The 24,404-nt window shown below is 70.9% G+C and carries 23 protein-coding genes and 1 tRNA gene; 14 read left to right on the top strand and 10 right to left on the bottom strand.

Going from position 1 to position 24,404, the window contains the following annotated elements; genetic code table 11:
• Nucleotides 1-7 precede the first annotated feature (7 nt).
• Entirely contained in the window at nucleotides 8-136 is a 129-nt protein-coding gene (locus MXD57_RS04895; RefSeq protein ID WP_003999697.1) for a DLW-39 family protein, read from the bottom strand.
• Nucleotides 137-484: 348 nt separating this feature from the next.
• Here MXD57_RS04895 and MXD57_RS04890 point away from each other — a divergent pair, with 348 nt between their 5' ends.
• Entirely contained in the window at nucleotides 485-829 is a 345-nt protein-coding gene (locus MXD57_RS04890) for a DUF6344 domain-containing protein (protein WP_250400019.1), read from the top strand.
• A gap of 251 nt (nucleotides 830-1,080) precedes the next feature.
• Nucleotides 1,081-1,839 carry a glycosyltransferase family 2 protein gene (locus tag MXD57_RS04885; protein WP_250400018.1) on the top strand — a complete coding sequence of 253 codons (759 nt, stop codon included), beginning with the start codon at nucleotides 1,081-1,083 and terminating at the stop codon, nucleotides 1,837-1,839.
• A gap of 16 nt (nucleotides 1,840-1,855) precedes the next feature.
• Here MXD57_RS04885 and MXD57_RS04880 read toward each other — a convergent pair whose 3' ends face one another.
• Nucleotides 1,856-2,044: a ferredoxin gene (locus MXD57_RS04880; protein ID WP_250400017.1), complete on the bottom strand. Its 189-nt coding sequence runs from the start codon at nucleotides 2,042-2,044 to the stop codon at nucleotides 1,856-1,858.
• Between the two features lie 505 nt (nucleotides 2,045-2,549).
• Here MXD57_RS04880 and MXD57_RS04875 point away from each other — a divergent pair.
• Nucleotides 2,550-6,812: an nSTAND1 domain-containing NTPase gene (locus tag MXD57_RS04875; protein ID WP_250400016.1), complete on the top strand. Its 4,263-nt coding sequence runs from the start codon at nucleotides 2,550-2,552 to the stop codon at nucleotides 6,810-6,812.
• A gap of 324 nt (nucleotides 6,813-7,136) precedes the next feature.
• On the opposite strand, the gene MXD57_RS04870 is transcribed toward MXD57_RS04875, so the two are convergent.
• Nucleotides 7,137-7,304: a hypothetical protein gene (locus tag MXD57_RS04870; RefSeq protein ID WP_250400015.1), complete on the bottom strand. Its 168-nt coding sequence runs from the start codon at nucleotides 7,302-7,304 to the stop codon at nucleotides 7,137-7,139.
• Between the two features lie 1,546 nt (nucleotides 7,305-8,850).
• On the bottom strand, nucleotides 8,851-9,609 hold the full coding sequence (locus MXD57_RS04865; RefSeq protein WP_250400014.1) for a GntR family transcriptional regulator: 759 nt from the start codon (nucleotides 9,607-9,609) through the stop codon (nucleotides 8,851-8,853).
• A 188-nt stretch (nucleotides 9,610-9,797) separates the two neighbouring features.
• Between MXD57_RS04865 and MXD57_RS04860 the strand changes: the two genes are divergently transcribed.
• The 11 genes from MXD57_RS04860 (at nucleotide 9,798) to MXD57_RS04810 (ending at nucleotide 16,614) form a co-directional block, all read left to right on the top strand.
• Nucleotides 9,798-10,127: an SCO3933 family regulatory protein gene (locus MXD57_RS04860; RefSeq protein WP_250400013.1), complete on the top strand. Its 330-nt coding sequence runs from the start codon at nucleotides 9,798-9,800 to the stop codon at nucleotides 10,125-10,127.
• Nucleotides 10,128-10,129: 2 nt separating this feature from the next.
• On the top strand, nucleotides 10,130-11,470 hold the full coding sequence (locus MXD57_RS04855; protein ID WP_250400012.1) for an FtsK/SpoIIIE domain-containing protein: 1,341 nt from the start codon (nucleotides 10,130-10,132) through the stop codon (nucleotides 11,468-11,470).
• Nucleotides 11,471-11,480: 10 nt separating this feature from the next.
• On the top strand, nucleotides 11,481-12,137 hold the full coding sequence (locus tag MXD57_RS04850; RefSeq protein ID WP_250400011.1) for a DUF2637 domain-containing protein: 657 nt from the start codon (nucleotides 11,481-11,483) through the stop codon (nucleotides 12,135-12,137).
• Between the two features lie 20 nt (nucleotides 12,138-12,157).
• Nucleotides 12,158-12,343 carry a mobile element transfer protein gene (locus MXD57_RS04845; protein WP_250400010.1) on the top strand — a complete coding sequence of 62 codons (186 nt, stop codon included), beginning with the start codon at nucleotides 12,158-12,160 and terminating at the stop codon, nucleotides 12,341-12,343.
• A gap of 16 nt (nucleotides 12,344-12,359) precedes the next feature.
• On the top strand, nucleotides 12,360-12,659 hold the full coding sequence (locus MXD57_RS04840) for a SpdD protein (protein ID WP_250400009.1): 300 nt from the start codon (nucleotides 12,360-12,362) through the stop codon (nucleotides 12,657-12,659).
• Between the two features lie 3 nt (nucleotides 12,660-12,662).
• Nucleotides 12,663-13,208 (top strand): GGDEF domain-containing protein, encoded by a 546-nt coding sequence (locus MXD57_RS04835; protein WP_250400008.1) that lies wholly within the window; start codon nucleotides 12,663-12,665, stop codon nucleotides 13,206-13,208.
• Between the two features lie 215 nt (nucleotides 13,209-13,423).
• Entirely contained in the window at nucleotides 13,424-13,603 is a 180-nt protein-coding gene (locus tag MXD57_RS04830) for a hypothetical protein (RefSeq protein ID WP_250400007.1), read from the top strand.
• An 8-nt stretch (nucleotides 13,604-13,611) separates the two neighbouring features.
• Complete coding sequence (locus tag MXD57_RS04825) at nucleotides 13,612-13,854, top strand: hypothetical protein (RefSeq protein WP_250400006.1); 243 nt, start codon at nucleotides 13,612-13,614, stop codon at nucleotides 13,852-13,854.
• Nucleotides 13,851-15,272 (top strand): replication initiator protein RepSA, encoded by a 1,422-nt coding sequence (gene repSA / locus MXD57_RS04820; RefSeq protein WP_308290655.1) that lies wholly within the window; start codon nucleotides 13,851-13,853, stop codon nucleotides 15,270-15,272. Before MXD57_RS04825 ends, repSA begins: the two co-directional genes overlap by 4 nt.
• On the top strand, nucleotides 15,269-15,457 hold the full coding sequence (locus tag MXD57_RS04815; RefSeq protein WP_061922262.1) for a helix-turn-helix domain-containing protein: 189 nt from the start codon (nucleotides 15,269-15,271) through the stop codon (nucleotides 15,455-15,457). The genes repSA and MXD57_RS04815 overlap by 4 nt, the downstream gene beginning before the upstream one ends.
• Nucleotides 15,457-16,614 (top strand): tyrosine-type recombinase/integrase, encoded by a 1,158-nt coding sequence (locus MXD57_RS04810; RefSeq protein WP_250400005.1) that lies wholly within the window; start codon nucleotides 15,457-15,459, stop codon nucleotides 16,612-16,614. Before MXD57_RS04815 ends, MXD57_RS04810 begins: the two co-directional genes overlap by 1 nt.
• Before the next feature lie 55 nt (nucleotides 16,615-16,669).
• Here MXD57_RS04810 and MXD57_RS04805 read toward each other — a convergent pair.
• The 6 genes from MXD57_RS04805 to recF form a co-directional block, all read right to left on the bottom strand.
• Nucleotides 16,670-16,746, bottom strand: a tRNA-Ile gene (locus tag MXD57_RS04805).
• Between the two features lie 111 nt (nucleotides 16,747-16,857).
• Nucleotides 16,858-17,601: a DUF3566 domain-containing protein gene (locus MXD57_RS04800; RefSeq protein ID WP_250400004.1), complete on the bottom strand. Its 744-nt coding sequence runs from the start codon at nucleotides 17,599-17,601 to the stop codon at nucleotides 16,858-16,860.
• Between the two features lie 18 nt (nucleotides 17,602-17,619).
• On the bottom strand, nucleotides 17,620-20,217 hold the full coding sequence (gyrA, locus tag MXD57_RS04795) for a DNA gyrase subunit A (protein WP_250400003.1): 2,598 nt from the start codon (nucleotides 20,215-20,217) through the stop codon (nucleotides 17,620-17,622).
• A gap of 42 nt (nucleotides 20,218-20,259) precedes the next feature.
• Entirely contained in the window at nucleotides 20,260-22,341 is a 2,082-nt protein-coding gene (gyrB, locus tag MXD57_RS04790; RefSeq protein ID WP_308290654.1) for a DNA topoisomerase (ATP-hydrolyzing) subunit B, read from the bottom strand.
• 378 nt (nucleotides 22,342-22,719) lie between these two features.
• Entirely contained in the window at nucleotides 22,720-23,253 is a 534-nt protein-coding gene (locus MXD57_RS04785; RefSeq protein ID WP_250400002.1) for a DUF721 domain-containing protein, read from the bottom strand.
• On the bottom strand, nucleotides 23,250-24,371 hold the full coding sequence (gene recF / locus MXD57_RS04780; RefSeq protein ID WP_250400001.1) for a DNA replication/repair protein RecF: 1,122 nt from the start codon (nucleotides 24,369-24,371) through the stop codon (nucleotides 23,250-23,252). The genes MXD57_RS04785 and recF overlap by 4 nt, the downstream gene beginning before the upstream one ends.
• Between the last annotated feature and the right edge of the window lie 33 nt (nucleotides 24,372-24,404).

The following is a 24,404-nucleotide window of genomic DNA, read 5'->3' as shown; positions in this document are numbered from 1 at the left end:
TCGGTACTCAGGAACCCGTGGGCACGGAGTCGGTCGCCTCCGTCCACAGGTCCTGCTCGGCGCGATCCGCCTGGATCTGGCGGTACACGAGGAGCCCGCCGATGGCGGCCAGTGCGACCAGGAGCAGCTTCTTCACCGCGCGACCTCGTCTTTCCTTGACGTAGGGGACCTCTGGCGCCCGACTATACACACCGGCCGATATCGATCGGTGACCTGCGCCGGGCCCCAACTCCCGCCCCCGAGCGCCCGATAGGCCGGCCCGGCAGCAGCGTGGCCGGAGGGTGATCGCGCCCCCACGGGCCGTCACTTTGCTCGTGTTTCACCGTCCCTCGCCCGGTTTCGGGAGATTTCCGGGCCCGATACGTCCATCCGAGTGGTGTTGATCAGAACATCGACGCGCCACGGCCCCGGGTCCACCACTTCGCGATGCTCGTACACATCATGAGGAAAGTACGCAAATCGCCCAACCCGAAAGTGAGGGGCCATGACCGGGAACAACAAGGTCGTGCAGCTGTGGACCGCCATCGTCACCGCCTTCCTCGCGCTGTGCACGGCGCTCGGACTCGTCACCGCGACCACCGCCCCCGCCGCGGCGGCCGCTCCCCGGACCGAGACGCCGCAGGACCGCGTCGCGCAACGGATCGCCCCGACGAGCCCCATGGCCCACCACTGGATCCGGTCCCATGCCGGGGCCCTGCCCCCCACGATGAAGCAGCGCATCCGGGCCGAGGCCCACGGGAAGTCCCCGAGCTGCCGGCACCGCCCCCTCACCGAGACGGAAGCGGAGACGGACCCGGACCTTCAGTCCGCGGACCCCCTGAACTGCTGAACCCTCCGCGGCACCGAGAACGCGGACGTTTCGACACCAGGGCGACTTGCGTACGCATCAGTCGACACGGACAGACCCCCGGCCGGGATCGGCCGGGGGTCTCGCGCTGTTCCGGGGCTTCGGTGGCGGGTCGTCAGGTCCGCCTCAAACGCCGTAGCCTGGGCGAACGCCCAGGGTCCCGGACCTCCTGCGGTCCGGCGACCGCGGCGGGCCGCACCCCACCACGTGCCGGAAAGGTGGTGAATGCCGCCGTGCCCCGGCGCGTCACCGTTGTCACCGCTGTCCACGCCCCGTCCGCCCGCTTCCTGCCGGACGCCCACGAGTCCCTGTGCGGGCAGCGGCTCCCGGACGGCTGGGAGTGGCGGTGGCTGATCCAGGAGGACGGCCGGAGCGACGAGGTGCGCCCGTACGTACCGGACGACGAGCGGGTGAGTTTCCGGCAGGGCCGGCCGGGCGGCCCGGGAGTCGCCCGCACGATCGCGCTGGCGCGCGCGGACGGCACGTACGTGAAGGTCCTGGACGCCGACGACCGGCTCACGCCCGGCGCGCTCGCCCGTGACCTGGCCGCCCTGGAGGCCGACCGCACCATCGGCTGGACCACCTCGCGGGCGCTCGACCTGCTCCCCGACGGCTCCACGGCCGGCTTCCCCGCCGATCCGGACGACGGCCCCGTCGAGCGCGGCGCCGTACTGCGCTTCTGGAAGGAGCACGGGTTCCGGGCCCAGGTCCATCCGGCGTCGCTCTGCGTCCGCCGGGACCTGCTGACGGCCCTGGGCGGCTGGATGGCCCTGCCCGCCTCCGAGGACACCGGCCTGCTGCTGGCGCTGAACGCGGTCAGCCGCGGCTGGTTCACCGCGGAGGCCGGGCTGCTGTACCGCAAGTGGGCGGGACAGGCGACCGGTCAGGCGGCGCACACCGACCCGGCCGAGCGGGACGCCCGGATGGCGGTGGTGGAGGCCCGGGCGCGGGCGCTGGCGGACCTGGGCTGGACCTCACCGGCCCGCCGGTGACCGGTGGCCGCCCGCGTCACCCGGTGAGCACGACGGCCTGGGAGGGACACCTCTCGGCCGCCTCACGCACCCCCGGGTCCTCCCCGGCGTCCTCCTGACCGGGCCGGACCACGCCGTACCCGTCCTCGAACGCGAACACGGACGGGGCACGGTGCGCGCACTCGGCGGAGCCGTAGCACACGGCACGGTCCACGGAGACCTTCATGCGTCCTCCAGCCTTGCGGGACCGTGGCGCCCTCGCGGGCCGGCCGGCGGTCGGTCGACCGACTACCTGGACGTCACTGCCCGTTCGGCCGCCCGGCGAACCGCCGTCCGTGCACCGCCGCTCGGTACCCGGCCCGTCCGGCACCGGTCCCTCCCCTCGTGGGGACCGGTACCGGACGGATCGGGTGGCTCTCCCGCGCCGGGTCGGCGTATCGGCGCGGGCTGTGTCCGGGACCGCGACGTCCCTCGTGCCGTCGTTGTCAACCGCGCCCGGTGGGGCACTTTGGCCGAGAACGTTCGGCACCTCGGGACGTCGGCCCGGGTAAGGGGCCGGTGGCCTGTCCGGACCGAGTGTGACGATTCCGCTACCGCGTCGCGATCCTGCCATTTACGGCCCCGTCCGAGGAGGTCCTGGCATCCGGTCCAGGGAGTAGCCGCAGGTCAGCCGTATAGGGTGAGTTTTCCGGTCCGGACGTCCTGATACGGGGGGAGTAAGGGGTGGGACCTTGAGTTCCGACTCAGGGACACGCACGGCCTTCGCCGAGCGCCTCGCACTGCTGTACAAGGAGGCCGGCAATCCACCCCTGAAGAGCGTGTCCGAGGCGGTCGTACGGCTGCAGCGGGTGGACGAGCGCGGACGGCCGGTCCGGGTGTCCGCCCAGCGGATCAGCGACTGGCGGCGGGCCAAGAACGTCCCGGCCCAGTTCGCCGCCCTCGCGGCCGTCCTGCAGATCCTGATCCCGGAGGCGCGCCGCGCCCGGCCGGTCCCGGTCTCCGGCGGCCTGTACGACCTGCCCCAGTGGCAGCGCCTGTGGGAGCGCGCGCTGGCCGACCCGGCCGGCGACCGCCCCGCGGTGCCCGCGCAGGAGAACCGGCGGCCACCGGCCCCGGCGCCGCCCGTGACCGGCGGGGTGTGCCCGTACCGGGGCCTGGCCCCCTACCGCCAGGAGGACGCCCGGTGGTTCTTCGGCCGGGAGCGGAGCACCGAGTGCCTCGTGGCGCAGTTGCGCGCCGCGGAGCGGACCGGCGGACTGATCATGGTCGTCGGCGCCTCCGGGGCCGGGAAGTCGTCCCTGCTGAACGCCGGCGTGGTGCCCGCGGTGCGGGACGGCGCGCTCGAGGACGCCGGCCGCCGGCCGACCACCGTGCTCCAGCTCGTGCCGGGCGCCGATCCGCTGGGCGAGCTGACCCGCCGGATCCCGGAGCTGGCCGCCCTCGCCGCCGACGCCCGCGACGCCGAGGCGGAGCCGGCCTCCCCGGCTCCGGACACCCCGCACTTCGCCGGCGCGGTGCGCGAGGCGGTCGCGGCATGGGCGCTCCGGGAGACGTCCGCCCCGGACGAGGAACCCCCCGGCGACGCGCCTGCGGGCCGGACCGGGACCGGCGCACCGGACACACGGGGGGCCGAAGCGGCGGGCACACGGGAGACCGGCGGCGGCTCACGGGGCGCGCTGCTGGCCCGGACCGGCGAACACCCCGCCCGGGGCCCGCTCCCGGTTCCGCACCGGTCCGGTGCCCCGCTCCGGGACACCGGACCGGGCTCGCCGTCCCCGCGCCCGGCCGCCCCCACCTCCGCGCGGCCGCGAGCTGTGATCATCGTCGACCAGTTCGAGGAGACCTTCACGCTCTGCCCCGACGACGCCGCCCGCCGCGCCTTCGTCCGGCTGCTGCACACGGCGTGCACCCCGCCCCCCGACGCCCCGGGGACCGCCCCCGTCCTGGTGGTCCTCGGCATCCGCGCCGACTTCTACGAGCAGTGCCTCGGTCACCCGGAGCTGGCCGACGCGCTGCAGCACCGGCACATGGTGCTCGGGCCCCTCACCACGGCGGAACTGCGCGATGCGGTGACCGGGCCCGCCAAGGCCGTGGGCCTGGAACTGGAACCGGGGCTGGCGGAGCTGATCGTCCGGGAGGTGAGCGCGGACGGCCCGCGCGGGGCGCACGACGCCGGTGTGCTCCCGCTCCTCTCGCACGCCCTGCTCGCCACCTGGCAGCGCCGCAAGGCGGGCCGGCTGACCCTGGCCGGCTACCGCGCGGCGGGCGGCATCCAGGGCGCGGTGGCGGCGACCGCCGAGCGCGCCTGGACCAGCCTCGACCCGGCCGCCCGCACCGCGGCCCGGCTGCTGCTGCTGCGCCTGGTCCGGCTGGGCGAGGACACCCAGGCCACCCGCAGGCGCGGCACCCGGCGCCAACTCGCACAGGAGTCGGTGGACCCCGGCAAGACCGAGGAGTCGCTCGAGGCGCTGGTGCGCGCCCGGCTGGTCACACTCGACGCGGAGACCGTGGAGATCACCCACGAGGCGCTGCTGCACGCCTGGCCACGGCTGCGCCACTGGATCGACGAGGACCGGGGCGACCATCTGCTGCGCCAGCGGCTGGAGGAGGACGGCCGCGCCTGGGAGGCCTCGGACCGGGACAGTGCGCTGCTCTACCGGGGCTCCCGCCTCGAGCAGGCCCGGGAGTGGGCGAAGTCGGCAGGGGACACCTATCTGACCCGTGGCGCGGTGCAGTTCCTGGCGGCCTCGGTCCGGCTGCGCAGGCGTACCGTCCTGATCAGCCGCGCCGCGGTGGCGGCGCTGGTGGTGCTGGCCGTGCTGGCGGCCGGTTCGGCGGTGGTCGCCTGGCAGCAGCGGGACGACGCCGTGTTCGAGCAGGTGATCGCGGAGGCGGACCGGGTCCAGCACACCGATCCGTCGCTGGCCGCCCAGCTCGACCTGGTGGCCCACCACCTGCGGCCGGACGACGAGGGGACGTACTCCAGGCTGATCTCGATCGTCAACGCGCCGCTGGCCACCGCCATGCTCGGCCACCACGGCGCCGTCTACCTCACCTCGTTCAGCCCCGACGGCAAGCTCCTCGCCACGGCCGGCTACGACCGGACGGTACGCCTGTGGGACGTGGCCGACCGGAGCCGGCCCGAACCCCTGGGCAAGCCCCTCACCGGTCACACGAGCTGGGTCAGCAGCGCGGTCTTCAGCCCTGACGGGCATACCCTCGCCAGCGCCGGGGACGACGGCACGATCCGGCTGTGGGACGTCACCGACCCCTCCCGCCCGGCCCCGCTCGGCAAGCCCCTCACCGGCCACGAGGGCACGATCTACCTGGTCGCCTTCAGCCCCGACGGGCGCACCCTGGCCTCCGCGGGCGAGGACCGCACCGTACGCCTGTGGGACGTCTCCGAACCACGCCGGCCCGGACGGCTCGGCGTGCTGGGCGGCCACACGGCCGCGGTGCGCTGCGCGGCGTTCAGCCCCGACGGGCGCACCCTCGCGGCCGGTGGCGACGACGCCACGATCCGCCTGTGGGACACGGCCGACCCGCGTCGTCCGCGACCGCTGCCCAAGGTGCTCACCGGCCACACGGATCTGGTGCACTCGGTGGCGTTCAGCCCCGACGGACGCACCCTGGCCAGCGGCGGCGCGGACGACACCATCCGGCTGTGGAACGTCGCCGACCCCGCCCGCGCGGCACCGGTCGGCTCACCGCTCACCGGCCACCGCGGCCCCGTCTGGTCGGTGGCCTTCAGCCCCGACGGCAACCGGCTCGCCGCGGCCAGCGCGGACAGCACGGCGAGTCTGTGGAACGTCGGCGATCCGGAATCCGCGGCACAGGTCGGTGAGCCGCTGGCCGGCGGCAGCGGCGAGATGTACGCCCTGGGCTTCAGCCCGGACGGCGGCACCCTGGCCACCGGCAGCGGTGACGGCAAGGTCCGCCTGTGGTCGGTGCCCACCTCGGACATGACCGGCCGCGGCGGAGCGTTCCGCCCGGACGGCGAGGTGCTCGCCACGGCCGCGCGCGACGGCGCGATCCGGCTGTGGGACGTGACCGCTCCCGGCCGGCCCGTGGCCCTGGGCAAGCCCTTCATGCGTTCCGACGGCGACCATCGGTCCCTGCTGTTCTCACCCGACGGCCGCACCCTCGCGGTGCTCACCGGGAGCCGGACGGTGCGCCTGTGGAACGTCACCGACCCGGCCCACCCGGTCTCCGCCGGGCCGCCGCTGGCCCTGCGGACCCGCTTCATGGGCCCGGACGCGCTGGCGTACAGCCCCGACGGGCACACCCTCGCCACCGCCTACGACGACCGCACCATCCGGCTGTGGAACGTCACCGACCCGGCCCGCGCCGTCCCGCTCGGCGCACCGCTCACCGGGCACCGGGGCTTCGTCAACGCGCTCGCCTTCAGCCCCGACGGACACACCCTGGCCAGCGGTGGCGCGGACAGCACCGTCCGGCTGTGGAACGTCACCGACCCGGCCCGCGCGGCACCGGTCGGCTCACCGCTCACCAGGCACTCCGGGCCCGTCAACACGCTCGCCTACAGCCCCGACGGCGACACCCTGGCCAGTGGCGGCGACGACGACACCGTGCGGCTCTGGGACGTCACCGACCCCCGCGCGGCGAGCGAGCCGGGCCGGCCGCTCACCGGGCACACCGAGGCGGTCACGTCGCTGACGTTCGGCGATTCCGGCCACATCCTGGCGAGCGGCGGCAACGACAACACCGTCCGGCTCTGGAACGTCGCCTCGCCCTCGTCGGCCGGCCCCATCGGCCAGTCGATGAGCCCCTACGCCAAGACCGGCAACTTCCTGGCGTTCAGCCCCAACAGCCGTGTGCTCGGCGTGTCCAGCGGTGCGGACACGGTCCGTCTGTGGAGCCTGGACGCCGACGCGGCCATCCGGCACATCTGCTCCGTCACCCGGGGCGTACTCACCCCGCGCAGGTGGCACGAGTACCTGCCCCGCCTGTCCTACGACCCCCCGTGCCGCTGACCGATCAAGATCGGCCAACTCCCGCCGCCAACAAGCCGGTTGCCTCCCACAACCACTCCAACCTTGTTACCCTTGGCCATGGCCCGATCGCTGGTGCATCCCCCGTCGCCAGCGGTCGGGCCTTCCGCTTGCCCCGACCCGGCGGACACCGCTCCCAGGCGCGCTCACTGAGGCAGTCGGCCAGCCGTTGGTGTCGGGCGACTGCGATGGGGTGGCACGAGTCCGCATGACAACGCAGTGCGCCAAGCGCGTAGATCGAACACGGCCCACGCGGCGGCCTGGCACCCCACACCGTCACCGCCGCTCTCGGACCAGCCTGATTTCTCACAGGCCCAGCACGAACCACATCAGCGCCAGAAAAAGGAACCCGACGACGATCCATATCGCGGTCTTCCGTGAGTAAACCGCATGGTCGGAGGGCGACACGCCCTTGCGGTCCTGCCAGGCAGTATTCGCAAGCCCGAAGGAGAAATAAGCGGCGAACCCGAACACACAACCAATACACCAATATATGAATCCCACTATGACTCCGATCATCGCTGGGAAAGGAATGCCTGTCGAAGGACTCAGTCGCCGGCAGCCCGGGAAGACAGGATGATCCCACCCGCACCCGCCCATCACTCGACCGGCACCCGCGAACGGCGCCCCGTCCATGGCGGCTCAGGAAGCGGTGCGGCTCAGGCAGAGGGCTGGTTGGTGACCAGGAGTGGTGTCGGCCATGCCCGTGCAGAGATCATCACCGCCCCTCGGGGAGCCCGTGCGCAGCGGCGACCGCCGGCAGAGCTTCCACCCGGCTGGCGGTCTGGACCCGTGGGCTTCTCCCGTACCTTCGATCGGCTCGTGAAGCGCGCTGGTGTCCGCCGGGTCACGGTCCGGCTCGCCCGGCACACCCCGCGGCATCCTGCTGGCCTTCCCGAAGGTGCATCCCGAGGTGGCCCAAGCAATGCTGCGGCACAGCCGGATCAGCATGACCATGGACGTCTGCACGCACGTGGTCGGCGCCAGTCCGCGGGAAGCGGTCGGCCTCCTCGCCGAGCCTCTGGAAGATCCGCTCACCGACCGACGTCGGCCACGGACGCCGAAGACCCCCAGCCGGTTTCGACTGGGGGTCTCCTCGCATGTGGGGCTAACAGGATTTGAACCTGTGGCCTCATCCTTATCAGGTCGGTCTACGTGCACCCTGCACCTCGGCGGCTTCAGACTGGTGCTGCGCTTACCCTGGCGCGTGTGTACGGAGGGGTTCGCCAACGATCGGCCTTGTTGGTGTCAGCCGCTGATGTCATCGCGGGGCGGCGCCCTTGACAGAAGTACCTGTAGCTCTACTGCTTCCGCGCGCCGAGCCGCCGGACCACAACCACGGCGAGAGCTGCGATTACTGCCACTGTGACAACCATGCCGACCGCGACACCCGCGCCCATCGTTGAAAACATTTTGTCCCCCTCATCCCAATAGTCGCAGTCAGCGACCGGCGATCATGTCTCGCGCGGAAATCACCATGACAGCCAGCCATCGGGAGGGGAAGTTGAAGCGGAAAGCCTTGAGCACCATCTGAGCTTGGCATTCAAATGTCGGACCGCGCCCGCTCTCCTCAGCACACCACTCTCCCCAGCTCTCATCCCGTCCGCCGTCGACCCACACACCGTGGAGCGGGCGTGGTTCATGGCGTCCAGGTGGAGCGCGCCACTGTACGAACGACCTGGACGCCATGAGCCGCGTCTGCTCGGCTCTGCCTGGGTCGATGGCGGACGGGATGGGAGCACCCCGCGCACGCCCCTACGGACCCGCAGTCGGGAACGGCGCCCCCTCCATCCCGGTGCCGGCCGATCCCCCGCCGGAGGCATCGTTCTGACCGTGGCCGCGCCCTGCGGTGATCGACTCATGGCCACCGGCCCTATCCACCTGTGGGCGTGCGTCGGCGCAGCGCGGGCGGAGCGGGCCGGAGGCAGGAGCGGCGCCCGCAGCGGAGCCGGGAAGCGCGCCCGGCGGAGCGGAGCGCAGCCGGGGCTTGATGAGGTAAGGAAACCTGTAACAACACAGGTCACGCGTCGAAGTCGTACTCCAGGATGTAGGAGGAGGCGTCGAGCGTCATTTCGTTGATCTCGACGGGGCGGCCTTCGTCCGCGAACGCGGTGCGGCAGATGAGGATGACCGGCGTGCCCGAGGAGATGCTCAACTGTGCCGCCTCATCCTTCGACGGCATGCGTGAGCGGATCTCCTCGCGGAAGTGCACAGGCTTGTAGCCGAGTTCGGCAAGCCTGGCGTACGTTCCGCCGGGTCCCGTGTCCTCCTGCGTGATGGCGGACCCCGCAACCACTGACGTGGGCAGATAGCTCGTCGCGAGCAGGACGGGCTTCCCCTCCAAGACGAAGCGCCGGCGCCTCACGCACACCGTCTCGTCGTCGGCCAGGTCCAGAACCGCGCTGATGCGGTCGGGCGCGGCCTCCTCGGACACGGCGACCTGATCCACCTCGAGCGCGCGGTTCTCGATGTCCGCGGACCAGATGGAACGGCCACTGCCCCACTGCTGCTGGGAAAGCCGCTGGATGCCTCGGCGCCGAAGGGGGCGGAACGCTCGGACGAACACGCCGGCACCCTTGCGGGCCTCGGCAACGCCTTCGTCTCGGAGCACGCTCAACGCCTGCCGGGCCGTCATGCGGGCCACGCCGTGCGCGGCCATCAGCTCGTTCTCTCCTGGGAGGCGATCACCGGGGCCGTACTCGCCTGACTGGATCGCCTCGCGCAGGGAGTCCGCGATCCGCTGGTATTTCGGCCGACGGTCGTCGTCGGTGTTGGCCATTCCGGAGCCCTCCTCTCTTCTCTAGACAGCCTAGGCCATGGGTATGGCGCTCGCCCTCTGCGTGTTGCCGCGATCTTTCACTCGCAACCTCTCTAGACATCACACTTGACATCTCTAGAGATCCGCAGTCAAAGTAGAGATGTCTAGAGAGGTCGCACCGGGCGGCCTCCTGAACGAGGGATGTGCCCATGCCGTCTTTCAAGATCGACACGTCGACCGCTGTGGTGTTCGTGGCGACCGCGCCGACGCCGAAGCTGGCCAACGCCAAGACCGGTGAGCGGGCGCTGGACCGGGAGTCCGGTGCCGCGCTGTCGACGGTGGGCCTGCTGGTCTCGGACGAGGGGGAGGGGAACCTCTACCAGGTCACGATCCCCGAGAACGGCTGCCCGGAGGGCCTGGCGCCGGGCATGCCGGTGAAGGTGGTCGGCCTGAAGGCCCGGGACTGGGAGAACGAGTTCAACGGCCAGAAGCGGCACGGGATCTCGTTCCGAGCGGTCGCGATCACCCCGGTGGCCTGACCATGACCGACGTGTCCATGGTCCTGGAGACCACGGGAGTCCTCGCAGGGGCCGGCGGTCTCGGCTACGCGAAGGTGCGCGCTCCGCGCGTGTACTGGTCGCTGGTCGGGCTGCCGGTCACCTGGGGCCGGTTCACCTTCACCTACCGCTCCACGATGGACGTGTGCGGGCTGACGGTGCAGCCGTCGCGGATGCGCGCGTTCATCGCCCAGAACGTGGCCCGGCGTGAGGTGCTGCCGGTTCCGCCGAAGGTGCGCCGGGTCCGGGGTACGTCGACCGGGCTGCGGGTGACGCTGCGGCTTCCCGCCGGCCTGGAACCTGCCGACCTGATGGCCGCCTCGGAGCGGCTGCGGCATGCCTGGGGCGTGCACTCGGTGACCATCGCCGAGACCAAGCCCGGGTACGTCGAGCTGCGGATGACCGGCTATGACGTGCTGCGGCAGGTCCGGCTGCCGCGCCGCGCGGTCCCTGAGGGTTTGGCGGTGCCGGTGGCGCTACGGGAGGACGGGACTGCGTTCGTCCGGGACTACCGCCAGGTGCCCATGGCACTGACGCTCGGCGCGAACAGCTCGGGCAAGTCGGTCTATCAGCGGAATCTGATCAAGGGCTTGGCGAGGCTGCCGGTGGCGCTGGTCGGGATCGACTGCAAGCGCGGTGTCGAGCACTCCGCCTACGCGCCCCGGCTGTCGGCGCTGGTCACCACGCCGGACGACTCCGCCTCACTGCTGGATGTCCTGGTGGGGGAGATGGAGTCCCGCTTCGACCTGCTGAGCGCGCACGGCGTCTCGGACATGTGGGACCTGCCCGAGCGCTTACGGCCGGTGCCCGTCGTCGTCCTGGTCGACGAGGTGGCGGAACTGTTCCTGATCTCCTCGAAGAAGGATGAGGAGCGGCGGGAGCGGATCGTCACCGCGTTGATCCGGCTGGCGCAGATGGCCCGCGCGGTCGGGATCTACCTGGAGGTCTGCGGGCAGCGCTTCGGCTCCGAACTCGGCAAGGGCGCCACCATGCTCCGCGCCCAGCTCACCGGCCGAGTCGTGCACCGGGTCAACGACAAACAAACCGCCGAAATGGGCCTCGCCGACGTCGCCCCGGATGCCGTCGCAGCCGCCTCCCTCATCCCCGCCGAACGCCCCGGCACCGCCGTGGCGGCCGACTCCTCCGGCGGCTGGGCAAAGATCCGCACCCCCCACACCTCCCGCGACGAGGCGAAGGCAGCGTGCCGGGACTTCGCCCACCTGGTCCCGGACCTGCCCGCCCTGGACCGGTTCCGGCCTCACGTGCCCACCGAAGCCCCGAAGACAGGGCCGTCACTGGTCAAGCCACGGCCGGTCACGGAGTAGGGGGATCGTCATGAACCGCGTACCCCGTCCTGATGCTGTCCTCATCCAAGCCGTGATCGCCGGTGCCCTGTCCTTCGCGCACCTGCACGACCTGGCTTCGGCGGCCGGGCAGTCCGGCTGGAAGGCATGGGCCTATCCGGTCTCGGTTGACCTGCTGTTGGTCGCCGCCTGGCGTCGGCTGCGCGCCGGCCGGGACCGGTCCTCGTGGACCTGGTTCGCCATCGCCTTGGCAGCCTCGCTCGGCGCCAATGTCGCCACCGCCGGACTGCTCGACCTCCAGCAGGTGCCCGCCTGGCTGCGCATCCTCGTCGCCGGATGGCCCGCCCTTGCCTTCCTCGGCGGCACCCTCCTCGTCCACGCCCCCGCCCCGGCCGCCGTGGAGCCGGAACCGGACGAAGAACCGTCCGCCCCGGAAGTCGAGGTGCACCGCGTCGACACACCCGAACCGGTGCCCCCGGCCCCGGCGGCGGAACTGACCCCGGCGCCGGTGAAGCCTCCGGCCGCCGCCCCGGCCGTTCCGCCGGCACTGCTCGACCACGCCCGCTCGATCGCTGATGCCCACCGCAGCAGCACGGGCGAGCAGATCACCGCCGACGCGCTCACCGCCCGGCTCGGCCTGCCCGCACCGACCTGCCAAGCCATCGCCGCCCAACTCCAACTCACCTGACACCGGAAGGAGGTCAGCTTGTGCGCCAGAACCGCTTCTACAACGTGATCCGCGTCGGGCCGGTCAAGGTCGGCACCTACAACAACGGCCGCGGCCAGACCAAGCACACCGCCGCCTGCACCGCCCCCGGCTGCGGCTTCTCCACCGAACACCGCGACCGCTCCGCCGCCGAACTCGCCGCCCGCACCCACCGCTGCACCGCCTGACAGAAGGGAAGCTCCCGTGTTCACACCGAAGTACCCGCCCCCGGACACCGCCGCCACACCGGCACCGGCGACCGCTCCGGTCCCCGCGGCTCAGGCCCCGGAACCGGCCGTCCCCGCGCCGGCCTCCCAGCGGCCAGCCATCCAGATCACCCCCGGCACCGCGCTCGCCCTCGCGGCCGGTGGTGGGGCCGTGGTCCTGGTCGTCGGCGCCGTCCTCGTCTCGATGCTCCTCGCGGTCGCCATCACCGCCGTCTCCGTCGCCGTGACCGCCGTCGTGCTGCGCTTCCTCATCACCGACCTACGGAAGGGACGCTGAACGTTGGAAACCCTCATCGCCGCCGCGTTACCCACGCTGGGCTGGGCCGTCCACGGCGGTCTCCTCGTCCGCCGCCTGGCCACGGCCCGCCGGGATCCGTTGACCGGCCTGCACACCCGCGCCGGATGGACCACCCGCGCCGAACACCTGCTAGCCAAGCACCCCGCCGCTCTGGTGCTCCTGATCGACCTGGACGACTTCAAGGCCACCAACGACACCCATGGCCACGCCGCAGGCGACGCGGTCCTCACCGCCACCGCCCGCCGACTGAACACCTGGTGCGGCCGCTACGGCATCGCCGCCCGCCTCGGCGGAGACGAGTTCGCCGCGATCATCACCGACCCCGGCCGCACCCCCAGCCTCCAGGCCCTGCAACTCGCCCTAAACGGGCCGCTCGAACACGACGGCTGCACCCTGCCGGTCTCGGCATCGGTCGGCCGCTGCTACTGCTCCCACCTGCCGGTGCGGACCCTCACCGACGCCTTGGCTGCCGCCGACGCGGCGATGTACGCGGTCAAGGGCCACGGCCGACGCAGCACCCACCACTGACCACGAGAGGAACGATCCATGGGCATCTTCAGCAAGCGTCCCCACCCCAACGAGGACCGGCACATCGAGGAAGGCAAGCGCATCTGGAACGCCGGACGTAAGCGCTCCGACCGCATCAAGTAACGCCCTCCGGGGCGGCTCTCTCGCCAAAGATCCGCCGCCCCGGACGGCTCGACCTCTTCCAGATCCAACGGACCCGAAAGGGAAGCCTCATCATGCCCCAGCACGCCCGGACCACACGCGTCTGCCGCAGTTGCGACGGCTTCGCAGCCGTCGTGATCACCACCGGTACCCGCCACCGCGACGGCACCCGCGCCACCCTCACCGTGGCCTGCCCGGCCTGCCACGGCACCGGCAACGTGTCTGCCGCCCGCCTCGCCCGGGCGGGGAGGTGACCGCCGCCATGAGGACCCTCACCACCTCCGCCCACCTGGAGCCGGACACCACCGTCCGTCTGAGCGTGTTCGCCCCCGCGCCCGAGGACGAAGGCTTCGTCAGCCTCCGTGTCGGAGGCGAGTTCATCGACATTGCGCTGATTGCCCGTCCGGGCGCTGCCGACGCTCTGCGCGCCCTGGCCCGCGTCGCCGAGGAAGCCGCCGCGGTCCTCGACCGGATCACCGACACCACTCCGGAGGGTGCCCCGTGACCGATGCCGCCACCATGGCGGGCCTGGACCCGGCCACCCTCGCCGACGTGCTGAGGCTGGCCGGGTCCACCGGCTTCGACCGCATCCAAGACCAGATCCGCCGCACCGGCGGCTGCACCGACCCCATCCGCCTGACCGGCGCCACCGTCACCCGTGACGCGGCCACCGGGCACGTGCTGCACTCCTACTCGACCGACGCCGAGCCCGGCGGCGTCCTCCGCGTGGCGTGCGGCAACCGGCGGGCCTCCCGCTGCCCGTCCTGCGCCTGGACCTACGCGGGCGACACCTACCACCTCATCCGCGCCGGCCTCGTCGGCGACCCCACCAAGGGCACACCCCACACCATCCGCGACCACCCCCGCGTCTTCGCCACCCTCACCGCCCCGTCCTTCGGCCCGGTCCACAACCGGCCCGGCACCCGGCCCTGCCGCTGCGGCACCCACCACCAGGAGGACGCGCCCGAACTGGGCACCCCGCTCGACCCGGAGACGTACGACTACGCGGGCGCCGTGCTGTGGAACAACCACGCCTCCGACCTCTGGCGCTACTTCACGATCTACCTCCGCCGAGAGATCGCCAAGCGGGCCGGCCTCACACAGAAGGACGCCCGCGAACAGTCCCGCGTCTCCTTCGGCAAGGTCGCCGAGTACCAAAAGCGCGGCGCCGTCCACTTCCACGCCGTCATCCGCTTCGACGGCCCCGAGGGACCCGACAGCCCACCCCCGGCCTGGGCCACGGGCGACCTCCTCGATGATGCGATCCGGGCCGCTGCCGCACGTGTCGCGGTCGACGTCCCTCCGGCCCGGTATCAGCCGGACCCCGAGCAACCGGCACGTACCGAACCCGCGCGCACGCTGCGTTGGGGCGAGCAGATCGACGTACGCCCGATCCGGGCCTTCGGGGACGGTGCCGAGATCACCGAACAGGCCGTCGCCTCCTACGTCGCCAAGTACGCCACCAAAGCCGCCGAGACCACCGGCACCGTCGACCGCCGCATCGGCAACAAAGAGGCCCTGGCCCTCCTCGAGGTGCCCGACCACCCGGCCCGGCTCATCGCCGCCTGCCTCGACCTGCACCCGCTCTACCCGGACCGGAAGTTACGCGACTGGGCTCACATGCTCGGCTTCCGCGGCCACTTCTCCACCAAGTCCCGCCGCTACTCCACCACCCTCGGCGCACTGCGCCAGGTCCGCGCCGACTACCGCGCAGCCCAGCAGCGCGCCGCCCTCGGCCTGCCCGACCCAGACGACGAGGAAGCAAACACCCTCACCCTCGCCCATTGGGTCTACGCCGGCCACGGCCACACCCCCGGCGAGTCCTGGCTCGCCGCCAACATCCGCAGCGACATCCAGCACAACCGCGAGATCGCACGCGAAGAGCTACACGCCTTGCATGCCCTGGAAGGAGCCGACGCATGACCACTGCCGCCCCTGTCCTGCTGACCGTGCCCGAGGTCATGGCGCGGCTGAAGGTGGGCCGGACCAAGGTCTACGACCTGATCCGTACGCACCGCCTCATGTCCATCAAGGTCGACGGGTGCCGGCGCATCCCGGACCAGGCGGTGCACGACTTCATCACTGCTCAGATCGGAGAGGCTGCCTGATGGCGAAGCGTCGGCCCAATGGCGGCGGCACGATCACCAAGCGGTCCGATGGTCGCTACCAGGGCGCCGCGTACGTGACCGACACGGATGGCAACCGGGTACGCAAGTACGTGTACGGCCGGACCTGGGACGAAGCCAACGAGAAGCTCGGCAAGCTCCAGGACCAGGAGCGCAACGGCATCCCGGTGCCGTCCCGGTCCTGGACGCTCGGCGAGTGGGTGACCTACTGGCTGGAGCACATCGTCGCTCCGGAACGCGAGCACAACACGTACGTCAAGTACGAGTCCAAGGTGAGGCTCTACCTCGTGCCTCACCTCGGTAAGAAGCCGCTGGTCAAGCTGACCCCGGCACAGATCCGCGCCTTCATGGCCACGCTGGTGCGGGAAAAGGTTGGTGCCTCCGCCCGCTTCGAGGTCCTCCGTGTCCTCCGCAACGCGCTCAACCGGGCCATGCGCGAGGAGCTGGTCACGCGAAACGTCGCCCTCCTGGTCGACATGCCCAAGGTGAACAAGGACAAGGGCACGGCGTGGAACGCACGAGAGGCGATCGCGTTCCTTCGCTCCGTCCGCGCTCACCGCCTCTACGCGGCCTGCGTCCTCGTCCTGGTCCTCGGTCTTCGCCGCAGCGAGGTGCTCGGCCTGCGCTGGCAGGACATCGACTTCGAGGCCGGCCACTTCATCCCGGTCAAGCAGGTGCAGCGGGTCAAGGGCGTGGGCCTGGTCCTCAAGGACCTCAAGACGGAGTCCTCCCAGGCCGTGCTCCCGCTCCCGGGGTTCTGCGCTCGCGTCCTGGAGGAGCGTCGGGAGCTCCAAGAGCTGGAACGGAAAATCGCCGGTGAGCACTGGTCCCAAGAGCCGGACCAAGACCTCGTCTTCTCCGCCGAGCATGGCGGCCTGATCGACCCGGTGGGCTTCTCCCGCACCTTCGATCGACTCGTGAAGCGTGCCGGCGTCCGTCGGATCACGGTCCGCCTCGCTCGGCACACCTGCGGCACCCTGCTCGCCTTCCTGAAGGTGCACCCCAAGGTCGCCCAGGCGATCCTCCGCCACAGTCAGATCAGCATGACCATGGACGTCTATACGCACGTGGTGGGCGAGAGTGAGAGGGAAGCGGTCGGCCTGCTCGCTGAGCTTCTGGAAGATCCACTCATCGGCTGATGTCAGCCGTAGATGTCAAAGACCCCCAGCCGCTACCGACTGGGGGTCTTTTCGCTGGTGGGGCTAACAGGATTTGAACCTGTGGCCTCATCCTTATCAGGGATGCGCTCTAACCAACTGAGCTATAGCCCCGCCGCGCTCTGCGGTGTGTGTCCCGCGCGCTGACTCCTGAAGATTAGCGCACGAGGGCGGCAGTCCCAAAATCGGTTGTCCGGGGGCTGCCGGGCGCGGACGGCAGGTGGGTCACTCGTCCTCGGCCAGCGTCAGTTCGACGCCGCCCACGAAGCCCGCGGACAGGTTGTAGATGAAGGCGCCCAGGGTGGCGAGGGCCGTGGCGAGGACGACGTCGATGACCGCGATGATCGACGCGAAGGTCAGCACGTGCGGCAGGGAGAGGAAGGACTGCAGGTCGAAGCCGTTCGCCTCGTTGGAGCCGGTCGCCTCCGAGATCGTGCCGCCGACCGTCGAGAACACGCCCATCGCGTCCATGACCATCCAGAGCACCGCCGAGGCGACGACCGTGCAGATGCCCAGGGCGATGGAGAGCAGGAAGCTGACCTTCATCACCGACCACGGGTCGGCCTTGGCCACGCGCAGCCGCGCCTTGCGGGTGCGTGGCTCGGTGCGCGCGCCGGTGCGCGGCCGGCGTACGGCACCGGTCGGCGTCTGCGCCGGGTAGGCCTGTGGCGGGTGGTACGGCCCGGAGTTCTGCTCGGAGCGCCGCTCCCCGGGCAGCGGGGAGGCCGCCTGGCCCTCGGCCGGGCCCGCGCCGGTCTGGGTCTGCGGGCCTCGGGTGTCCGTCACGGTTCCCCCCTGGGGTGCCGGCGTATCGGTGGAGGGCGCGGCCTTCGCCGCGGGCTTGACCGCCCTGAGCTGGGTCGTGTGCGGGTCGGCCGCACCCGCCCCGTGCGCGGCGGAGCCACGGCCGCCGCCCGTTTCCGTACCCGTGGGGGTACCGGCCGATCCGGCGCCCGTGGCTCCGCTCACGATGACTCTCTCCTCGTGCTACTCGGCCGAGGGCGCCTCACCCTCGTCCGTGCCGGTGGTCGCGGCGGCGTCGGCGGCCTCGTCGACGACGTCCCCGCCGTCGACCTCCTCCGCCTCGCGCCCCGCCTCGGCGTTACGTGCGATACCGACCACGGCATCGCGCTTGCCCAAGTTGATCAGTTGGACGCCCATGGTGTCACGGCCCGTCTCCCTGACCTCGCTGACTCGCGTACGAATCACACCGCCGGACAGGGTGATGGCGAGGATCTCGTCGCTCTCCTCGACAATCAGCGCGCCGACGAGCGAGCCGCGGTCCTCCACGATCTTGGCGGCCTTGATACCGAGGCCGCCGCGGCCCTGGACGCGGTACTCGTCGACGGCGGTCCGCTTCGCGTACCCGCCGTCCGTAGCGGTGAACACGAACGTACCGGGTCGAACGACATTCATCGAGAGAAGCTCGTCCGCCTCCCGGAAACTCATGCCCTTGACGCCCGAGGTCGCACGGCCCATCGGTCGCAAGGTGTCATCCGACGCGGTGAACCTGATCGATTGGGCCTTCCTGCTGACCAGGAGGAGATCGTCGTCGGCCGAGACGAGTTCGGCGCCGATCAGTTCGTCGTCGGTTCCGTCCTCCCGCTCACGCAGATTGATCGCGATCACACCGCCGGCGCGGGGCGAATCGTAATCCTTCAGAGGCGTCTTCTTGACCAGACCGGACTTCGTGGCCAGGACCAGGTACGGCGCCGCCTCGTAGTCGCGGATCGCGAGGATCTCGGCGATCGCCTCGTCCGGCTGGAAGGCCAGCAGGTTCGCCACGTGCTGCCCGCGCGCGTCCCGGCCGGCCTCCGGCAGCTCGTACGCCTTCGCCCGGTACACCCGGCCCTTGTTCGTGAAGAACAGCAGCCAGTGGTGCGTGGTGGAGACGAAGAAGTGGTCGACGATGTCGTCCTCCTTCAGCTTCGTACCCCGCACGCCCTTGCCGCCGCGCCGCTGCGCCCGGTAGTCGTCCGTCTTGGTCCGCTTGACGTAGCCACCGCGCGTGACGGTGACGACGATGTCCTCCTCGGCGATCAGGTCCTCGATGGACATGTCGCCCTCGTACGGGATCAGCTTCGTCTGCCGGTCGTCGCCGTACTTCCCGACGATCGCGGCCAGCTCCTCGCTGACGATCCCGCGCTGGCGGACCGGCGAGGCCAGGATCTCGTTGTACTCGTTGATCTTGGCCTGGAGCTCGTCGTGCTCCTGGACGATCTTCCGGCGCTCCAGGGCGGCCAGCCGCCGGAGCTGCATCTCGAGGATCGCGTTGGCCTGGATCTCGTCGATCTCCAGCAGGTCCATCAGGCCGCCGCGCGCGATCTCGACGGTGTCGCTGCGCCGGATCAGCGCGATGACCTCGTCGATGGCGTCCAGGGCCTTCAGCAGACCGCGCAGGATGTGCGCCCGCTCCTCGGCCTTGCGCAGCCGGAACCGGGTCCGCCGCACGACGACCTCGATCTGGTGCGTCACCCAGTGACGGATGAACGCGTCCAGGGACAGGGTGCGCGGCACGCCGTCGACCAGCGCCAGCATGTTGGCGCCGAAGTTCGTCTGCAGGTCGGTGTGCTTGTACAGGTTGTTCAGGACGACCTTGGCGACCGCGTCCCGCTTCAGCACGATGACCAGGCGCTGCCCCGTACGCGAGGACGTCTCGTCGCGGACGTCGGCGATGCCGCCGATCTTCCCGTCCTTCACCAGGTCCGCGATCTTCTGCGCCAGGTTGTCCGGGTTCACCTGGTACGGCAGCTCGGTCACCACCAGGCACTGGCGGTTCTGGATCTCCTCGACCTCGACGACCGCGCGCATCGTGATGGAGCCGCGCCCCGTGCGGTAGGCCTCCTCGATGCCCTTGCGGCCCACCACCAGGGCACCGGTCGGGAAGTCCGGGCCCTTGATCCGCTCGATGAGCGCGTCCAGCAGATCCTCGTGCGAGGCCTCCGGGTTCTCCAGGTACCACTGGGCGCCGGCGGCGACCTCGCGCAGGTTGTGCGGGGGGATGTTGGTCGCCATGCCGACCGCGATACCGGCCGAGCCGTTGATCAGCAGGTTCGGGAACCGGGACGGCAGGACGGTCGGCTCCTGGGAGCGGCCGTCGTAGTTGTCCGTGAAGTCGACGGTCTCCTCGTCGATGTCACGGACCATCTCCATCGACAGCGGCGCCATCTTGCACTCGGTGTAGCGCATCGCCGCCGCCGGGTCGTTGCCCGGGGAGCCGAAGTTGCCGTTGGAGTCCACCAGCGGCATCCGCATCGACCACGGCTGGGCGAGGCGCACCAGGGCGTCGTAGATCGAGGAGTCGCCGTGCGGGTGGTAGTTGCCCATGACGTCGCCGACGACACGGGCGCACTTGTAGAAGCCGCGTTCGGGGCGGTACCCGCCGTCGTACATCGCGTACAGCACGCGGCGGTGCACCGGCTTGAGCCCGTCGCGTACGTCGGGCAGCGCACGGGACACGATGACGGACATCGCGTAGTCCAGGTACGAGCGCTGCATCTCCGTCTCGAGCCCGACGGGCTCGACGCGCAGGACGACCTCGCCGCCCTCGGTCTCAGGCGTCTCGGGAGTGTTCTCGTCGGCCATTGCTGGTGAAGGTCCTTCCTGGTGCGGTCAGCTGAGACCGACTCAGATGTCGAGGAAGCGGACGTCCTTGGCGTTGCGCTGGATGAACGCGCGGCGGGCTTCGACGTCCTCGCCCATCAGGACCGAGAACAGGTCGTCGGCCTGGGCGGCGTCGTCCAGGGTGACCTGGCCCAGGACCCGGTGCTCCTGGTCCATCGTGGTCACACGCAGTTCCTCGGCGTTCATCTCGCCGAGACCCTTGAAGCGCTGGATCGAGTCCTCACGGATGCGCTTGCCGCGCTGACGGCCCATCTCCAGCAGCGCGTCGCGCTCACGGTCCGAGTACGCGTACTCGGTGTCGTCCCGGCCCCACTTGATCTTGTACAGCGGAGGGCGGGAGAGGTACACGTGCCCGCGCTCGACCAGGTCCCGCATGAAGCGGAACAGGAAGGTCAGCAGCAGGGTGTTGATGTGCTGGCCGTCGACGTCGGCGTCCGCCATCAGAATGATCTTGTGGTAGCGGAGCTTCTCGATGTCGAAGTCCTCGTGCACGCCCGTACCGAAGGCGGAGATCAGCGCCTGGATCTCCTGGTTCTGCAGGATCTTGTCGATCCTGGCCTTCTCGACGTTGAGGATCTTGCCGCGGATCGGGAGGATCGCCTGGTACTGGGGGTTGCGGCCGGACTTGGCGGAACCGCCGGCGGAGTCACCCTCGACGATGAAGATCTCGCACTTGGTGGGGTCGTTCGACTGGCAGTCGGAGAGCTTGCCCGGCAGGGACGCCGACTCCAGCAGACCCTTGCGCCGGGTCAGGTCACGGGCCTTGCGGGCCGCCACGCGCGCGGTGGCCGCCTGGATGCCCTTGCGGACGATGTCCGCGGCCTCGACCGGGTTGCGGTCCAGCCAGTCGTTGAGGTGCTCGTAGACCGCCCGCTGCACGAAGGTCTTCGCCTCCGTGTTGCCCAGCTTGGTCTTCGTCTGGCCCTCGAACTGCGGCTCGCTCAGCTTGACCGAGATGATCGCGGTCAGACCCTCGCGGATGTCGTCACCGGTGAGGTTGTCGTCCTTCTCGCGCAGCAGCTTCTTGTCACGCGCGTACTTGTTGATCAGGCTCGTGAGGGCCGCCCGGAAGCCCTCCTCGTGCGTGCCGCCCTCGTGCGTGTGAATGATGTTCGCGAAGGAGTACACGCCCTCGCTGTAGCCGCTGTTCCACTGCATCGCGACCTCGAGGGACAGGCTCTTGTCCTTGTCCTCGGCCTCCAGGTCGATGACGGTGGGGTGCACCACGTCGCCCTTGCGGGAGTTGAGGTACTTCACGAAGTCGACGATGCCGCCCTCGTAGTGGTACGTGACCGACTTGACCTCGGCCTTCTCGTCCGCGCCCGCCTCGTCCGCGCCGCTGGTGGCCTTCGCCGACTCGCGCTCGTCCGTCAGCTTGAGGGTCAGCCCCTTGTTGAGGAACGCCATCTCCTGGAAGCGCCGCGACAGCGTCTCGAAGGAGTACTCGGTCGTCTCGAAGATCTCCGGGTCGGCCCAGAAGGTGACCGACGTGCCCGTCCGCTCGATGGCCTCGTGCTTGGCCAGCGGGGCGGTCGGAACGCCCATCTTGTAGTCCTGCGTCCAGCGGTGCCCGTCGGTCCTGACCTCGACGGAGACCTTGGACGACAGGGCGTTCACCACGGAGACGCCGACACCGTGCAGACCGCCGGAGACCGCGTAGCCGCCGCCGCCGAACTTGCCGCCCGCGTGCAGCACGGTCAGCACGACCTCGAGAGCCGGCTTGCCCTCGGAGGGCACGATGCCCACCGGAATGCCACGCCCGTTGTCGACGACACGCACGCCGCCGTCGGCGAGGATCGTCACGTCGATGGTGTCCGCGTAACCGGCCAGCGCCTCGTCGACCGAGTTGTCGACGACCTCGTACACCAGGTGGTGCAGTCCGCGCTCACCGGTCGAGCCGATGTACATGCCGGGTCGCTTGCGGACCGCGTCCAGCCCTTCGAGCACGGTGATGGCGCTGGCGTCGTAGGAGGCGGAGGCCGTGCCGGGTGCCGCGGCGCTGCCGGCCACGCCTGCGTCGGTGGACGGGATGTTCTCGTTGGGGTTGCCGGAATCGGCCACGAAGCGCCCTTTCTGGCACAGCACGAGCCGGGCTCCCGGAATGCCCCCTCTGGGGAGGGTTACCGGAGCGGCTGCGGCATGTTGCGTCGGTAAGCCTTGATCAGCGTTGCTCAGCTTTTCCCGGACGTCCCCACGACTGGGGCGGGATTGTCTCCCAGTCTACCGGTAGCGCCGACGGTGATGGGGGTTTGCCGGTACCTGAGTCCCCATGTGCCGCCCTGAACCGGTCTCGGCCGGGTCCCGATATACGGAAGGGGGCCCCAAGGGGCTCACAGCGGCACTCAGCGCTTCGAGCCGTCAACCCTTGGCTACTGGCGGGTCAGCACGTCGTCCACACCTGTGCACGGCACTGCGGCACGGCCCGCGCCGGCCTCGCGCGGCACTCGCCCGACGTGAGGTACGTCACCCGTAGGTGTCGCCGGGCCCGGTGCTCCCCGGCGCCCGCAGCGGGCCGTAACGCCGGGCCGGACCGCCCGGGCCGTTCACCTTGATCAGCCGGACCGTGCCGTGCCCGAGGTCCTCGTTGAGCCGGGCCACCAGCGTCGGGGCGAGCAGCCGCAACTGGGTCGCCCAGGCCGTCGAGTCGCAGCTCACCGACAGCACCCGCTCGGCCTCGTCGTACCGCTGCGGCACGCAGTGCTTCGCCAGGTCCTCGCCCACGATCTGCGGCCACCGGCCCATGACCCCGCCCACCGCGGCCGGCGTCTCCCAGCCCCGCTCGGTGAGCAACCGGTTGATCGCCGCCCCCAGCGCCATCGGGTCACGGCCGTCGGCCCGCGCGCCCGAGCGCAGCCCGCCGCCCCGCCGCGCCTGCTTCTTCTGCCGGGCCGCGTCCCCGCGCGCGCGTGCCTGCTCCTTCGCCGCGCGCAGCGCCACGCGCGCGAGGTCGACACCGGACGGCTCGTCCTTCCTCGGGGCGGGTTCCTCGGCGGTCATACGCGCTCCACCGTCCCGCCGGCCACCGCGTACCGCGCACCGGCCAGCACATGGGGTACGTCGTCGTCCACGGCGGCGGTGACCAGCACCTGCTCACCGGGCGCCACCAGCTCCGCCAGCCGTTCCCGGCGGCGGGCGTCCAGCTCGGCGAAGACGTCGTCCAGGACCAGTACCGGCTCGTTGCCCTCCGCGCGCAGCAGGTCGTACGAGGCCAGCCGCAGCGCGAGGGCGTAGGACCACGACTCGCCGTGCGAGGCGTACCCCTTGGCGGGCAGCTGACCGAGTTTGAGAACCAGGTCGTCCCGATGGGGGCCCACGAGGGTCACCCCCCGCTCGATCTCCTGCTTGCGTGCTTCGCCCAGGGCCGCCATGAGCTGACCGTGGAGATCCTCGCGCGTGTGGGCCTCACCGGGCGCCGACGGCTTGTACTCCAGCGCGACCGGACCGCCGCCGGGGGCAAGCTGCTCGTAGGCCTTGTCCGCCAGCGGCTGCAGCGCGGCGATCAGCTCCAGACGCCGGGCGAGCAGTTCGGCGCCCGCGCGCGCCAGGTGCTGGTCCCACACGTCCAGGGTGGACAGGTCCATGGAGCGCCCGCCGTGCCGGCGCGCCAGAGCGGCGGACTTCAGCAGCGTGTTGCGCTGCTTGAGCACCCGCTCGTAGTCGGAACGCACCCCCGCCATGCGCGGGGAACGCGCGGTGATCAGCTCGTCCAGGAACCGGCGCCGCTCCCCGGGATCGCCCTTGACCAGTGCGAGGTCCTCCGGTGCGAACAGCACCGTCCGGACGATCCCCAGCACGTCCCGCGGCCTGACCTGCGAGGAACGGTTGATACGGGCCCGGTTGGCCTTGCCCGGGTTCAGCTCCAGCTCGACCAGTTGCTGCCGCTCGCCCTGCCGGACCTGCGCCCGGACGACCGCGCGCTCGGCGCCCATGCGGACCAGGGGGGCGTCCGAGGCGACCCGGTGACTGCCGAGGGTGGCGAGGTAGCCGACGGCCTCGACGAGGTTCGTCTTGCCCTGCCCGTTGGGGCCGACAAAGGCGGTGACACCCGGGTCGAGCGGGACCTCGACCCGGGCGTACGAGCGGAAGTCGGCCAGCGAAAGATGCGTGACGTGCATGGTCGTCCGCCGACCTCCCCCAAGGGTTGTGGA

The organism is Streptomyces cellostaticus, assembly GCF_023630175.1.
GTDB lineage: Bacteria > Actinomycetota > Actinomycetes > Streptomycetales > Streptomycetaceae > Streptomyces > Streptomyces cellostaticus_A.
This window is presented reverse-complemented; position numbering and strand designations above follow the sequence as displayed.

Coding starts and splice junctions, on each gene's coding strand:
- MXD57_RS04890 (WP_250400019.1), top strand. CDS start 485: ATGACCGGGAACAACAAGGTCGTGCAGCTGTGGACCGCCATCGTCACC.
- MXD57_RS04880 (WP_250400017.1), bottom strand. CDS start 2,044: ATGAAGGTCTCCGTGGACCGTGCCGTGTGCTACGGCTCCGCCGAGTGC.
- MXD57_RS04865 (WP_250400014.1), bottom strand. CDS start 9,609: ATGGCCAACACCGACGACGACCGTCGGCCGAAATACCAGCGGATCGCG.
- MXD57_RS04860 (WP_250400013.1), top strand. CDS start 9,798: ATGCCGTCTTTCAAGATCGACACGTCGACCGCTGTGGTGTTCGTGGCG.
- MXD57_RS04855 (WP_250400012.1), top strand. CDS start 10,130: ATGACCGACGTGTCCATGGTCCTGGAGACCACGGGAGTCCTCGCAGGG.
- MXD57_RS04850 (WP_250400011.1), top strand. CDS start 11,481: ATGAACCGCGTACCCCGTCCTGATGCTGTCCTCATCCAAGCCGTGATC.
- MXD57_RS04830 (WP_250400007.1), top strand. CDS start 13,424: ATGCCCCAGCACGCCCGGACCACACGCGTCTGCCGCAGTTGCGACGGC.
- MXD57_RS04825 (WP_250400006.1), top strand. CDS start 13,612: ATGAGGACCCTCACCACCTCCGCCCACCTGGAGCCGGACACCACCGTC.
- MXD57_RS04815 (WP_061922262.1), top strand. CDS start 15,269: ATGACCACTGCCGCCCCTGTCCTGCTGACCGTGCCCGAGGTCATGGCG.
- MXD57_RS04810 (WP_250400005.1), top strand. CDS start 15,457: ATGGCGAAGCGTCGGCCCAATGGCGGCGGCACGATCACCAAGCGGTCC.
- gyrA (WP_250400003.1), bottom strand. CDS start 20,217: ATGGCCGACGAGAACACTCCCGAGACGCCTGAGACCGAGGGCGGCGAG.
- MXD57_RS04785 (WP_250400002.1), bottom strand. CDS start 23,253: ATGACCGCCGAGGAACCCGCCCCGAGGAAGGACGAGCCGTCCGGTGTC.
- recF (WP_250400001.1), bottom strand. CDS start 24,371: ATGCACGTCACGCATCTTTCGCTGGCCGACTTCCGCTCGTACGCCCGG.